The sequence below is a fragment of the Parageobacillus thermoglucosidasius genome, assembly GCF_001295365.1.
GTDB classification, from domain to species: domain Bacteria; phylum Bacillota; class Bacilli; order Bacillales; family Anoxybacillaceae; genus Parageobacillus; species Parageobacillus thermoglucosidasius.
In genome coordinates this window covers 94,143-108,319 of the sequence record NZ_CP012712.1, presented here as the reverse complement: position 1 = coordinate 108,319, position 14,177 = coordinate 94,143, and the positions used below count along the sequence as shown (strand labels likewise).

The 14,177-nt window shown below is 41.8% G+C and carries 13 protein-coding genes and 2 pseudogenes; 13 read left to right on the top strand and 2 right to left on the bottom strand.

The window, feature by feature from the left end; all coding sequences use genetic code 11:
- Nucleotides 1-236: 236 nt before the first annotated feature.
- From AOT13_RS19225 to AOT13_RS00560, 7 genes and pseudogenes are all read left to right on the top strand, one after another.
- Nucleotides 237-362 (top strand): annotated as a pseudogene (locus AOT13_RS19225) (recombinase family protein); the annotation flags it as partial.
- Nucleotides 357-1,100, top strand: a pseudogene (locus AOT13_RS19220) (transposase); the annotation flags it as partial. The pseudogenes AOT13_RS19225 and AOT13_RS19220, both read left to right, overlap by 6 nt.
- 485 nt (nucleotides 1,101-1,585) lie before the next feature.
- Nucleotides 1,586-2,755, top strand: coding sequence for an IS256 family transposase (locus AOT13_RS00580; RefSeq protein ID WP_013400797.1), 1,170 nt, complete (start codon nucleotides 1,586-1,588; stop codon nucleotides 2,753-2,755).
- Between the two features lie 172 nt (nucleotides 2,756-2,927).
- The gene (locus AOT13_RS00575; protein ID WP_013876281.1) at nucleotides 2,928-3,176 is read left to right on the top strand and encodes a MafI family immunity protein; all 249 of its coding nucleotides are present in this window, start codon (nucleotides 2,928-2,930) and stop codon (nucleotides 3,174-3,176) included.
- 170 nt (nucleotides 3,177-3,346) lie between these two features.
- Nucleotides 3,347-3,799 (top strand): IS3 family transposase, encoded by a 453-nt coding sequence (locus tag AOT13_RS00570; protein WP_080561266.1) that lies wholly within the window; start codon nucleotides 3,347-3,349, stop codon nucleotides 3,797-3,799.
- A gap of 217 nt (nucleotides 3,800-4,016) precedes the next feature.
- A complete protein-coding gene (locus AOT13_RS00565; RefSeq protein ID WP_013400038.1) occupies nucleotides 4,017-4,259 on the top strand; it encodes a YuzF family protein in 243 nt (80 codons plus the stop codon).
- Between the two features lie 61 nt (nucleotides 4,260-4,320).
- On the top strand, nucleotides 4,321-5,217 hold the full coding sequence (locus tag AOT13_RS00560) for a manganese catalase family protein (protein ID WP_003248174.1): 897 nt from the start codon (nucleotides 4,321-4,323) through the stop codon (nucleotides 5,215-5,217).
- Between the two features lie 206 nt (nucleotides 5,218-5,423).
- Here AOT13_RS00560 and katA read toward each other — a convergent pair whose 3' ends face one another.
- Together katA and AOT13_RS00550 are read right to left on the bottom strand one after the other, a co-directional pair.
- On the bottom strand, nucleotides 5,424-6,890 hold the full coding sequence (gene katA / locus AOT13_RS00555) for a catalase KatA (protein WP_003248176.1): 1,467 nt from the start codon (nucleotides 6,888-6,890) through the stop codon (nucleotides 5,424-5,426).
- A 131-nt stretch (nucleotides 6,891-7,021) separates the two neighbouring features.
- Entirely contained in the window at nucleotides 7,022-7,921 is a 900-nt protein-coding gene (locus tag AOT13_RS00550) for a LysR family transcriptional regulator (protein WP_042385207.1), read from the bottom strand.
- Nucleotides 7,922-8,105: 184 nt separating this feature from the next.
- On the opposite strand from AOT13_RS00550, the gene hpaB reads away from it, so the two are divergent.
- The 6 genes from hpaB (at nucleotide 8,106) to AOT13_RS00520 (ending at nucleotide 14,169) form a co-directional block, all read left to right on the top strand.
- The gene (gene hpaB, locus AOT13_RS00545) at nucleotides 8,106-9,581 is read left to right on the top strand and encodes a 4-hydroxyphenylacetate 3-monooxygenase, oxygenase component (RefSeq protein WP_003248180.1); all 1,476 of its coding nucleotides are present in this window, start codon (nucleotides 8,106-8,108) and stop codon (nucleotides 9,579-9,581) included.
- A gap of 25 nt (nucleotides 9,582-9,606) precedes the next feature.
- Entirely contained in the window at nucleotides 9,607-10,590 is a 984-nt protein-coding gene (gene hpaD / locus AOT13_RS00540; RefSeq protein WP_013400039.1) for a 3,4-dihydroxyphenylacetate 2,3-dioxygenase, read from the top strand.
- Nucleotides 10,591-10,932: 342 nt separating this feature from the next.
- Nucleotides 10,933-11,409, top strand: a complete 477-nt coding sequence (locus AOT13_RS00535) for a flavin reductase family protein (RefSeq protein ID WP_041269436.1) — start codon at nucleotides 10,933-10,935, stop codon at nucleotides 11,407-11,409.
- A 290-nt stretch (nucleotides 11,410-11,699) separates the two neighbouring features.
- The gene (gene hpaI, locus AOT13_RS00530) at nucleotides 11,700-12,617 is read left to right on the top strand and encodes a 2,4-dihydroxyhept-2-ene-1,7-dioic acid aldolase (RefSeq protein WP_042385204.1); all 918 of its coding nucleotides are present in this window, start codon (nucleotides 11,700-11,702) and stop codon (nucleotides 12,615-12,617) included.
- Between the two features lie 24 nt (nucleotides 12,618-12,641).
- Entirely contained in the window at nucleotides 12,642-13,457 is an 816-nt protein-coding gene (locus AOT13_RS00525; RefSeq protein ID WP_042385211.1) for a fumarylacetoacetate hydrolase family protein, read from the top strand.
- A complete protein-coding gene (locus AOT13_RS00520) occupies nucleotides 13,432-14,169 on the top strand; it encodes a fumarylacetoacetate hydrolase family protein (RefSeq protein WP_013400043.1) in 738 nt (245 codons plus the stop codon). Before AOT13_RS00525 ends, AOT13_RS00520 begins: the two co-directional genes overlap by 26 nt.
- Nucleotides 14,170-14,177: the final 8 nt, after the last annotated feature.

Sequence of the window (14,177 nt, the reverse complement as noted above, 5' to 3'; positions counted from 1 at the left end):
TGGCTGTGATGCATGGTGAAACTATTAACAACACTAATACCCTTCGAGTATGCTTTAAAACACGAGAGAACGCATTCTCGTGGCGAGAAAGAGGGGATAAACTTTTAACTGACTGTGACAATAAAAAGCTGGCAAATTACTTTTGTATTGTATTTTCACTAGAGACGGTCGTATAATACTCGTCATTGTTAACAAGCGTTACATAAATTGTAATTTTCGTAACGGGGGATGTAACATTGAATGTTGTCGGGTATATACGAGTCTCGACACAGGGGCAAGCAAAAGATGGATATAGCTTGAAATACCAAGAGGAGGAAATACAAGCGTATTGCGAAAAACATGGTTGGAATTTGATACATATCTCCAGCTATAAGAAATTTTTTGCGGAAGTAGACGGAAAAACAGCATTAGCATTTTGGGAAAGATATCCGTCACCATCGTATTTAGAGGGAGTAAGGATAGATGAGCTTACTGCTTTTTTATAAGCTGTTAGCCACAACACTTGTTCAAGCAAGAAAGCAAAAGAAATACTAGAACTTGTGAAAACAGATGGAACGACCACCAAACAATACCAAGAAACACGGGATTTCCTCGTGCAAAGCATGGTGAGAGATTTGCGCATTAAAAAGCAGGAAATGGCATTGGTCGAAGGAGAACTAAGAAAATTAATGAAATTACTCGATTACCAACTGGAGACAATGCCGGGGGGTGATGTAGTGACAGCATCCGCCTTGGTTGCCGAGATTGGAGATATTCAGCGTTTTCCAAATGCCAATAAACTTGCTCGTTATGCGGGAATTGCGCCTGTGCATTTTGGCTCTGGAGGAAAAGGAAAAGACCACAAAAGCAAACAAGGCAATCGAACGTTACATGCGTTATTTTATCAATTAGCGATACAGCAAATACAAGTGGCAAAAGAAAGTAAAAAGCCAAGAAATCCTGTATTTTATGAATACTACCAACGCAAACGAAAGGAAGGCAAAACAAAAGGACAAGCGTTGGTTTGTATCATGAGAAGGCTAGTAAATATTATTTATGGCATGATGAAGCATAAAACGGCTTATCAATTGCCGAATATAACAGAGCGAAAGGTAATTTAATAGGTGGTCTTTTTTATAATAGCTTTTAAGATTACTACATAGGGTAAGGGAAAAGCTAATTTTGTAAATATAGCTAGTAAAAATGAACAAAGCATATACTTTACGGAGATAAAACAGGTGGTGGGCATTTATGGCCTGGAACTGGAAACCCTAATAAAACATTATTCCCTAAAAACTAGAGTGCGGAAAGGGTAATGCACAATGTATCAGATATAGCTACTGATTCTACACTAAAATGGAAGAGGGGGAGAGTTGTTAAGAGTGTCCAAAGATATGAGGTTATAGGAATTAGGGATGGAATTAAAATAAAGGTAATTACAGATAAAAGATATAATAACTGCATTCCCTATTAAATAACTAATTTTAGGAGGGCGTAGATGATGTATAAAATTTTGTGTAAAGCATTTTGCTAGAACAAAAGAAAAAAGGTAGGGTATTCTCTGATTTGGACCACAACACATTCCAGAGAAAGGAGTACCCTACCTATGTCTAAAAGAAGTATACCGAATGTCGACTGGGCAAATCAACTGGAAAATGCCATTCGTCAGTTTGTAAAAGAAAAATTAGAACTGATTATGCGGGAAGAAATCAAAAATTTCCTCGAAATCGAACAGGCTGGAACGCCGAATATGAGAAACGGCTACTATCAGCGAAATCTAGATACACAATATGGCCGGATTGAGGGTCTTTTGGTTCCAAGAGACCGAAACGGGGAATTTCAAACACAGTTGTTTGCCCCTTACCAACGGCACACCGGCTGGCTGGAGGAAGCAATCATTAGGATGTATCAAAGTGGCATGAGTACACGGGAAATTGGCAAGTTTATCGAACGAATTCTAGGAAGCACCTATTCTCCTGCGACGATCAGCCGGATTACCGATGTCGTGAAGGAAGACATCGAGAAATGGCACGCTCGTCCACTACACCAGCGTTATTCGGTCTTATATTTGGACGGCTTGTACGTGAAACTTCGCCGGGATACGGTAGAGAAAGAAGTTATTTATGTGGTATTGGGGGTGAACGAAGAAGGGTATCGTGAAATTCTTGATTTCTTCGTAGGAGGACAAGAAAGCGCCTATGTATGGCAGGAGATTCTCCAACAGCTCTACCAAAGAGGCGTCAAGGAAGTGCTTCTTGGCGTCTTCGATGGCCTTCCGGGGCTGGAGGAAGCCTTTAAGGCGGTTTATCCGAAAGCCGATGTGCAGCGCTGTGTCGTGCACAAAGTCCGCAACACCCTCAGCCGTGTTCGGAAAAAAGATCAATTCGAAATGGCGGAGGACCTGAAACTCATTTATCGTTCTCCGAATAAAGAAATCGCATTGGAGATGTTTCAACAGTTTCAATCCAAATGGTCTCACAAATACCCAAGGGAAGTCCAATCTTGGGCAAATGAGTTGGATGTCCTTCTCACCTTTATGGACTATCCAAGCAGTATTCGAAGTGTGATTTATACGACCAATGCCATCGAACGAACGATCAAGGAGATTCGGAAACGCCTAAAACCGATGAACAGTTTGAGCAGTTTAGAAGCCGCTGAAAAAGTCGTATATTTGACGATACAGGACTTTAACGAGAAATGGGCAGGGCGAAAGTTGCGAGGATTTGCCGAAGCGCAAGAAGCCCTTCAACGAATGTTTGAAGAACGTTATTGTTAACCAAATATTGTAAATAAACAAAATAAGGGGATTTTCCCTTTCCACACAAGAGACTGAATATTCAGTCTCTTGTGTGAAGGAAACCGGTTCCCTATCCATTCCAAATCCATTTCAGAGATACCCTATCTATCTTACATTACACAAAATTCTTGACGGTACCAGGGCGTATTTTATGAATTTAAATATTCTTTTAAAAGAAATAGTAAGAAATATTACTAATCTTCCATTGAAAGATGAAAAAGACATATTAGAGTTTATAGAACATGAAGAGTGGGGATTAGCTCTAGAAACCATATGCAGTGTAATTGAACAAGAGGATATTACTATTGATAAAGATATTTTTAGCAAAATCAAAGAAGCTGGAATATACATGGAAATGGACAAATCACTTTGGGAAGGAATAAGTAAACAAATTAGGTAAATATGATGTGATGTTAGTCTAAAAATTGGACACGGAGAACAGGGAGATTATAATAAACTTAATTACAATCGGTTCGAGGTTGCCCAATCATGAAAAAGAGAGCATTTGATAAAGAATACAAGATTCAAGCCATTGAGTTATGCTTGGAGGGGGACAAGTCCATCGCCTAAGTGGCAAAAGAATTAGGATTGGCATACAACACTCTTCACCGTTGGGTCAAAGAATACAAAGAAAGTAATGGAACAAAGCTAGTCATCCAAGCGTTACAGCGAGCATTAAACAACGAGAAACCAACAGGAAGAGTGACTCATCACTCGGATCGTGGAAGCCAGTATGCGTCAAATGATTATCAACAACTGTTACAAGAGCATCATTTCCAATTCAGTATGTCGAGACGTGGGAACTGTTATAACAATGCTTGCATGGAGCCGTTTCATGGCTTAATCAAGAAAGAATGCATCTATCCCAATCGATTCCGTACACGAAAAGAAGCGAAACAAGCTATTTTTGAGTACATCGAATGTTTCTACAACCGCAAGAGAAGTCATTCCGCTCTTGAATATGTATCGCCATGTGAATTTGAGGCTGCTTATTACGCTAATCAGAGAAAAGTAGCTGCATAAGTTCAGCTATTTCTCTCTGTTTAACGTGTCCATTTTCTTGACATAACACCATCACGAATCTATGTTCCAAAAAAGGAGCATAGATTCTTTTTTTATATATGGCACAAACACAGTAATGACTTTCACACTTAAAGGAAACCACATTTTAAAGGTAACCAACCGCCCAACAGGTTCATACAATTGTTACCGAAGCATAACAACTGGGAAAGGAGAGGAAATGACAATGAATCAGCCTCATTATTCATATCCTTCGTCACCTCAATTGGTGGCATTGGTCGATCCGTACGTGTACCAGACGTTGCAGTCCATCGTCGGAAGGGAAGTGGTCGTGGAGACTGCCCGCGGCAGTGTGCAAGGGATGTTAAGGGAAGTAAGACCGGACCATATCATCCTGTCTTCCAACCGGACCACGTTATTCATCCGCATCCAGCAGATTGTTTGGATTCGCCTAACCAATTGATAAAATGGCGAAACAACAGACTATTTTGGAGATTAATTGGACGGAAATGGAGGGAGATCATTTGTTTACAAGAATTGATAAACTGGCCATTGAGCTGCCGGAGCCGAAATACGCTGATGCAAACGCAGCAGCGGCAGTACAGGAATTGCTCGGCGGGCGTTTTGGAGAAATGTCAACATTAAATAATTATTTGTTTCAATCGTTTAATTTCCGGCAAAAGAAAAAACTTAAGCCGTTTTATGATTTGATTGCCAGCATCACCGCTGAAGAGTTCGGGCATGTGGAGCTTGTGTCGACAGCTATTAATTTATGTCTCACTGGTTCCACTCACCCGGGAGATCCCGATATTGCTCCAATGAGAAACGCGGTGGATAAACGGAATACGTATCATTTTATCGCGACAGCGCAAACAGCGTTTCCTGGAGACTCGATGGGAAAAGCGTGGACAGGGGATTATGTGTTTAGCAGCGGGAATTTGATTCTCGATTTGCTGCATAACTTTTTCCTTGAGTGCGGAGCGCGGGCGAATAAAATGCGTGTTTATGAAATGACAGACCATCCGGTGGCGCGCGAAATGGTAGGATATTTGCTCGTCCGGGGCGGTGTTCATATCATTGCTTACGCGAAGGCGCTCGAAGTAGCCACAGGGGTCGATGTCACGAAGATGCTTCCGATTCCAAATTTAGATAATAAGAAATTTGACGTCGCGCGGAAGTTTGAAGAACAAGGGGTCCATCGCCGGCTTTATACGTTTAGTGACAAATATTATAAGGATATTGCCCAAATTTGGAAAGGAACACATCCGCTTGATGGACAGCCGCTAGAAGTGATTGAAGGGATTCCACAGGGAGGGCCGGTTCCAGAGTTGGCGGAAATTCCAGAAGCATTTGCTCCAGGAGTATCAGCAGAAGACTTTTTCGAAATTGCCAAACGCCTGCAACGATCTGCAGGATTATAAGAAACATGTAGTAAGGGAGCATTTCACTATTTCGTAGCGATTGATCCGTCGCTGTCCTGGCAAGTCCGCTAAGCGGTGGCTTGCCAATTGGCATGCGATACGCATGCCGAACAAAAATGGCCTGTTTTATGTTTAATATAAACATCATGTTGTGAAGAAAAAGAAAAGGATAGACGCTGGCAACGTCTATCCTTTTTCCGAGATGATTATGCGTTTGTTGTCACGTCATCCGGGATTTGCAAGCCAAGACCTTCGGCAACGCGGCGGCCGTAGTCAGGGTCTGCTTTGTAGAAGTGGCGGATTTGGCGAAGTTTAATTTCTTCTTTTGTTACTTGTTTCAATGATTCGACAATGTTTTTCACAAGGCGCGCTTTTTCTTCTTCGCTCATGAGACGGTATAAGTCGCCTGCTTGCGTATAATGATCATCGTCGTCATATGGCACGCTTTCTGCCACGCCGGATACCGGGAATGGGGTCGTTTTATGTTCTGGCACTTCTGTCGGTCCGCCGAAGCTGTTTGGTTCGTAGTTGACCGAACCGCCGCCATTATTGTCAAAGCGCATGAAGCCGTCACGTTGATAATTGTTTACTTCCACGCGCGGGCGGTTGATCGGAAGCAAGTTATGGTTCACGCCGACGCGGTAACGGTGCGCATCCGCATAAGCGAACAAACGGGCTTGCAACATTTTATCCGGCGATGGTTCAACGCCAGGAACAAGGTTTCCAGGAGAGAATGTCGCTTGTTCGACTTCGGCAAAATAATTTTCTGGATTGCGGTTTAATACCATACGGCCGACTTCAATTAACGGATAATCTTTATGTGACCAAACTTTTGTGACATCAAATGGATTGAAACGGTATGTTTTTGCGTCTTCTAACGGCATAATTTGCACATATAATGTCCAAGATGGATAGTCGCCTTTTTCGATGGCGTTATATAAATCTTCCGTATGGTAATCCGGATTTTCTCCGGCGATTTTAACCGCTAGTTCCGGATCCATGTTTTTCACGCCTTGGTTTGTTTTAAAGTGGTATTTTACCCATACCGCTTCGCCTTTTTCATTCACCCATTTGAATGTATGGCTTCCGTATCCGTTCATATGGCGGTATGTCAATGGGATGCCGCGATCCCCGAATAAATAAGTGACTTGGTGCAAAGATTCCGGAGATAAAGACCAGAAATCCCACATTGCTGTCGGATTTTTCAAATGGGTGCGCGGGTCGCGTTTTTGTGTATGGATAAAATCCGGGAATTTAATCGCATCACGAATGAAGAAAATCGGTGTGTTGTTGCCAACGATGTCATAGTTTCCTTCTTCGGTATAAAATTTGACGGCAAAACCGCGCGGGTCGCGGACTGTATCCGCAGATCCCAATTCACCGGCGACAGTAGAGAAGCGGACGAATACAGGCGTGCGTTTGCCAACACCGTTAAACACTTTCGCTTTTGTGTATTTCGACATATCGTTTGTTACTTCGAAATAGCCGTGCGCACCAGCGCCTTTCGCATGGACAACACGTTCTGGGACACGTTCTCTATTGAAGTGTGCTAATTTTTCGATAAGATGTACGTCTTGGATTAATGTCGGGCCAGGATTGCCGGCCGTTATCGAGTTTTGGTTATCGCCAACAGGTGCTCCCCAGCTAGTTGTGAGCTTTTTTGTATCTGCCATCGTTTGTTCCCCCCGTTTCCATTTTTGCTTTCACTTATAAATGATAACATTTATCAATCAAAAGTCAATACTTTTTTATAATTATTTTAAATAAATATACATATTAAAAAAGAAATAAATAGAATAAAATATTAGTTTTTTATTTTATTGCTAAATTTTTCCTTAAGAATTGTTAAAAAGTGATGAGTGCTTTTTGGAATATAACGATTTTTTTCAATAATTGCTGCTGCTTCTGCGTAAATGGAAGAATCAGCAATATCCAGTACACAAATGTCTGGAAGGCAGAAAAAAGAAACGGTCGATTTCGGAACAATAGTGGCTCCGATCCCTTTGGAAACGAGGGAGAGCAAAATCGTTGCATCAGGGCACTCGCAAATGATTTTTGGTTCGAAGCCGTGGCGCCGGCATTCATTAATGACAAGTTCGTATTGTCCCTTTCCTTGAATACGGTGAAGGAGAAGAAGAGGAATATCAGCAAATTCTTTCATATACACATACGGCTTGGAGATGTTCCATTGCCTTGGAAAAACAGCAATATAAGGATCGTTAGGCAGATGAATCATTTCGTAATGATGCGAATCGATAGGAAGGCGGACGATTCCAATATCAATTTCCCGCTGCCTCAATAACTCACAGATGGAAAAACTATCTCCTTCACGTAAATGAAACTTTATATTTGGAAATAATTGGTGAAAAGGTCGGATGATTTCTGATAAATAATAAAAGCATGATTTAACACAACCGATAGATAGCACACCACTTGTTCCGTCTTCCATTTCGCGGACTTCTAAAATAGCGTCTTCTAATTGATGAAGCAGCTGTTTTGCTTTTTTATATAAAATTTTCCCTGGCGCTGTTAATTCCAGTTTTCTTCCATTTCTTTCTAACAACGTAATTCCCAGAGTTTCCTCCAGCTGTTTTAGCTGTTGGCTTAACGGTGGCTGTGCCATATGCAGCTTTTTAGCCGCTTTGGTAATTTGTCCTTCTTCCACAATTGTTGCAAAATATTTTAATTGTTTTATATCAATCATGCTTGTTCCCCCTCTTGTATATATTTTTTATATTTTTCATATATGAAATCATATGTTATATATTAATTATAAAAATTCAGAAAATAAAAAAACGAAACAAAGGGAGGTGAGTCCCTGGGTTTAAGAAAGCGCTTACTATCTTAATTATACATTAAAACGAACAAAGATGTAGGAGGGATAACGAATGCCGGCAAAAACAGGTAAAGAATATATCGAACGTTTAAAAAAAGCGAAAAGTAATGTCTATATTCATGGAGAAAGAGTGGAGGATGTTACCGAGCATCCAGCGTTTAAAAATGTTATCCAATCGATGGCGCGCCTTTATGATCTTCAATACGAAAAGCAGGAAAAAATGTTATATACATCACCGACAACGGGAAACAAAGTGAGTATAACGTATATCCAGCCTACGACGAAGGAAGAGTTGATCGCCAGACGGGAAGCAACGCAAGAATGGGCGCGCACTTCCGCAGGAATGATGGGGCGTTCCCCTGATTACTTGAACGCGGAAGTGATGGCGATGGGAGTAGCCAATGACTTGTTTGCTGAAGATGACCCGATGTTTGCTGAAAATGCGAGAAATTATTATGAATATGCACGTGAAAACGATATTAGCCTTACACATACGCTCATTCATCCGCAGATGAACCGTTCAAAAGCCCAACATGAACAAAAAGATGCGAATGTCCCTTTGCATTTAGTAGAAAAAAGGAAAGACGGCATTATTGTTGAGGGTATTCGTCTATTGGCGACGCAAGGTGGAATTACTGACGAAATTTTAGTATTCCCGTCCACTGTCAAAAAATCGGGATCGGGTGAAGACCCATACTCGCTAGCGTTTGCCATTCCCAATAATACTCCAGGTGTAAAATTTATTTGCCGTGAAGCGTTTGACTACGGCAAAAGTCATTGGGATCATCCGTTAGGTTCGCGTTTTGAAGAAGGGGATGCCATCGTTTCATTTGAAAACGTTTTTGTTCCGTGGGAACGCGTGTTTATTTGCGGGAATTCTTCCATTTGCAATCGGACGTTCCGTGAAACGAATGCGGTTGTTCATATGTCTCATCAAGTGGTTGCCAAAAATATTGTGAAAACAGAGTTTATTCTTGGTGTTGTTCTTTGTATTATGGATGCAATTGGTATTGAGCAATTCCAACATGTCAAAGACAAAGGAACAGAAATTATGTTAGTGCTCGAGACAATGCGCAGCCATTTATATCGGGCGGAACATAATGCCAAATTAGACAAATGGGGAACAATGACTCCAGATTTTGCGGCACTTGACGCAGCGAGAAACTGGTATCCGAGAATTTATCCGCGTCTAGCGGAAATTGTGCGCATTCTTGGCGCCTCAGGATTGATGGCGATTCCGGCAGAAGCTGACTTTAACAATGAGGAAATCGGAGCGATTGTGCGAAGAGCGATGCAAGGTGCGAATATCGACGGATATGAACGTGTGCAACTATTCCGGTTGGCATGGGATATGACAATGAGCGCCTTTGGAAGCCGACAAACGCATTATGAATACTACTTTTTTGGTGATCCAATCCGTATGGGAATGACTTATTTTGATAACTATGAAAAAGATTACTATAAAAATTTGATTTACGAGTTTTTAGGAACACCGAAACTTGCTCATGTTTCTGTCAATACTCATTAAATAAAAAATTAGGGGGCTGAATTGGATGAGGTTTAATATTGTCCGTTGCGCGAGAGCAGTATTAAGAGTAACCGATTTGAACGCTTCTCGTGATTTTTATGAACGTGCTCTTGGCTTTATTGTGACTGAAGCAGACAGCAACCATCTATATTTAAGGGGGTTAGAGGAGTACCATCATCATAGTTTATTGTTGAAAAAAGCAGAACAACCTAGTGTTGAAGCCATTAGCTATAAAGTGTATTCCGAAGAAGATTTAGAGGCTTTGTATCACTTTTTCCAACAAAAACAGCTGAATCCGAAATGGATAGAAACAGGGCAACAACATGCAATTGGACGATCTTTCCGTGTTCAGGATATATCGGGTCTTCCTTTGGAATTTTTTGTGGAAATGGATACGGTTGAACGGCTGTTGCAGCGGTATGATTTGTATCGTGGCGCAAGAGTGCAACGGATTGATCATTTTAACTGCATGGTGACAGATGTGCAAAAAGCATATGATTTTTATGTAAAAGAATTAGGGTTTGCTTGTTCAGAATATACAGAAACAGAAGACAGACAGTTGTGGGCAGCTTGGCTGCACCGGAAACCGAACGTTCATGATGTCGCATTTATGAATGGAAGAGGGCCGCGCCTTCACCATATTGGCTTTTGGCTTTCTGACCAGATCAGCCTCATTCATGCCTGCGATGTGCTTGCTTCGCTGGGATATGCTTCAAGCATCGAACGGGGGCCGGGCCGCCATGGGTTGTCCAATGCTTTTTTTCTTTATTTAAGAGATCCGGATGGTCATCGAATTGAATTATATACAGGAGACTATTTAACAAGTGACCCTGATTTTCAACCAATCCGCTGGGATATTAACGATCCGCGCCGCCAAACGTTCTGGGGGCATCAAGCTCCAGACAGCTGGTTTGAAGAGGCATCCACCGTGTTGAATATTCACAACGATCAAGTAGTAGAAGCAACAGAACCAACTTTGACAAAAATGAAACCTACATTCATTATTTAAAATATATTTGGTAGAAAATGGGTTAGGGGGATACATTTCATTTCTCTTTCCATATGATAAAAATCATTTCTGTCACTGCTTCAAGCATAGCGGCTGCTTACCATGCCTGTGAAAACATGACGGAAATGCCGAAACATGAACGGCAAATATCTTAAAAATGTGGCCTCCTTGTTTAGAACAACGAAAAGAGGAGGCTGCACATATCATTGTGCAAGAGTCTGCCAAACCTGTTCGCACAGCATGGAAGAAGTATAAACCATATATAGGAAGAGTTAAATATGCCACGAAGAAATGGCGGAATGGAAATTGGCAGTGATCATGATAAAACAAGGAGTGAAGAACGTGGACGATCGTACATTTAGAAATGCGATGGGGAAATTTGCAACTGGTGTTACTGTCATTACATCCTCTTTAAACGGCCAAGTGCGCGGGATGACAGCAAATGCATTCATGTCAGTGTCATTAAATCCGAAGTTGGTTCTTATTTCTGTTGGCGAAAAAGCTAAAATGAATTCAGTCATCCAACAAACCGGAAAATTTGCTGTCAATATTTTATCTGATCAACAACAAGCACTCTCTATGTTATTTGCTGGACAATTAAAAGAAGAGCGGAATGTGGAATTTGCTTGGATGGATGGTCATCCGATCTTACCAGATTCCTTGGCCAATATTTTGTGTGATGTTGATATCTCATATATTGCAGGAGACCATACGTTATATGTTGGCAAAGTAACGGACATTTACATGAAAGAAGGAGATCCGCTGTTATTTTTTGCAGGGAAATACTGCACTGTCGCTGGCCTAGCAAATGGGGGATGAGTTAATGAAAGTTTATTGGTAAAGATCAAAATACAGACTTGTCTGCTTGTCAACCTGAATATGTTGGATGGAGTAATTAAACGATCAACAATCTTGAAGCTTGCTTTTATGAAATGTCATCTGATGAAGAAACATCTGTTAATACTGTTAAAATCAGTTATATAAAAATTTAGTTCAGGAAATTTCATATATGATTTACTCGTTGAAAATATATATGATTTTATATATAATATAATTAAAATTCAGAAAATTAAGAAGTGAACGCGAATTTTTTTGGGGGGTATTATTTTATGGCTTACGAGGAAATGAAGCAGAGATTAAAGGGCTCCATTGCCCCTGTCATTACACCGTTTGACAGCGAAGGAAACATCGATTTTGAAACGATGAAAAAATTAATTGACTGGCAAATTGAAAACGGAAGCCATGGAATTTCCGTCACAGGAACATCGGGAGAACCTAGCTCCTTAACGATAGAAGAACGCAAGAAAGTAATGGAAACGGCAAAAAAAGCAGTAAATGGAAGAGTTCCATTTATTCCGGCGACTGGTTCTACGAATCATGCGGAAACGCTTGAATTGACAAAGTTTGCCCAAGAAATTGGCGCGGACGCCGCTATGGTGATTGTACCTTACTATAATAAGCCGTCCCAGCAGGCGCTTTATAAGCATTTCAAAGCTGTCGCTGATTCGGTGGATATTCCGATTATTATTTATAACATTCCAGGAAGAACGGCAGTGAATTTAGAAGTGCGGACAATGGCGCGGCTAGTGGAAGATTGCCCGAATATTATCGGAGCGAAAGAATCCAATAAAGATTTTGAACACGTCAATCGCGTTCTTCTTTATTGCGGCAGAGATTTTCTCTTATTCTCCGGCATTGAGCTGCTATGCTATCCAATGCTGGCGATTGGAGGCGCTGGGTCAATCAGCGCGACAGCGAACGTGACGCCAGCAAAAGTAGCGGAAATGCACAATGCGTGGTTTGAAGGAGACGTGGAACGGGCGCAAAATCTTCATTTTGAACTGATGGAGTTAAACGATATTTTATTCATCGAAACAAATCCAGGGCCAGTAAAGGCAGCGTTAGGAATGATGGGGAAAATTACGCCGAAGTTGCGGCTGCCGCTTGATTTGCCAAGCGAAGAGGTTCAGGAAAAAATCCGGCAAACGCTCGTGAAATATAATTTATTAACGGAAGTCACATCATGAATGTCGGAAGCGTGGTGGAAACGGGTGGCTAAAGCCGTTTTTAAAATTGCGGGAATTTCCTATATGATGGAATCGGAAGTAGATCCAGAGAGAAATACAGTGATTATTGATGGAAAGGAATACAGCGCCAATCAACTGCAGTGGGAAGCACCGGTGTCGGGTGCCATTTATGGCGTACTTTTAAACTACAAAGGGGAATGGGAGCAGTTTCGGGAGCAAATGACGAAGCCGCCGTACCATCACCCTCCTAATGCCCCCATTTTATATATGAAACCAAGCAATACGGTAAATGTGCACGGAGGATGTATTCCGCTGCCAGATGACGTGTCTGAGCTGCAAGTTGGGGCGGCGCTTGGCGTGGTCATTGGGCAAACTGCGACAAAGGTTGCCAAAGAACGGGCATTCGATTATATCAGCGGATATACGATCGTAAATGATGTCACCATTCCACATGAAACGATTTATCGTCCTGCTGTCAAAGAGCGGGCAAGGGACGGTTTTACTCCGGTGGGGCCATGGGTGGTCGAAAAAAAGGATGTGGATGACCCAGATTTGCTCGATATACGGGTGTTTGTCAATGACCGCTTAGTCCAGCATAATAACACGAAACATTTAATGCGTTCTGTAGCGTCGTTATTGGCAGATATTACAGAGTTTATGACATTATATCCGGGGGATGTCCTGCTTGTTGGTGTTCCTGAACGCGCACCGCTTGTGAAAGCAGGGGATTATGTGCGCATTGAAATTGAAAAAATCGGGCGTTTAGAAAATACGGTTGTCCATGAAAGGGATTGGATAAAGGAGACTGGATCTCATGAAACGCGCGCGCATAGCGTTTAACGGTGCTGTTTATGAGGCGGTAGTAGAGGAAAGCGGGCTCTTGAAATTGAGTAATGGACGCGCTGTGAAAGAAGAGGAAGTGACATGGCTTCCTCCTGTTGAGCCGCGGACAATTTTCGCGTTAGGGCTTAATTATGCTGAACATGCGCAAGAATTATCGTTTTCAGCTCCGAAAGAGCCGCTTATCTTTTTCAAAGGAAGAAATACGTTAATTGGACATCGCGGCGAAACGCCAAGGCCTTCCGATGCGGCGTTTATGCATTATGAATGTGAACTTGTTGTCGTTATCGGAAAAATGGCGCGGAAAGTCAAAGCGGAAGAAGCGTATGAATATGTTCAAGGCTATACGATTGCAAACGATTACGCGATCCGCGATTATTTGGAGAATTACTATCGCCCGAATTTCCGCGTGAAGAATCGCGATGGCTGTACGCCGATTGGCCCATGGCTGGTCGATAAGGAAGATATTGATGACCCGATGAACCTCACGCTGCGGACGTATGTGAATGGGAAGCTAGTACAAGAAGGAAATACAAAAGATATGATTTTTAATATTCCAGCCCTAATCGAGTATTTAAGCAGCTTTATGACATTGAATGCCGGCGATATGATACTCACCGGAACGCCAAAAGGGGCAGTCAATGTCAATGTGGGCGATGAGGTGGTCACCGAAATCGAACCAATCGGCCGATTAATGAACAAAATCGTATGACAAAGGGG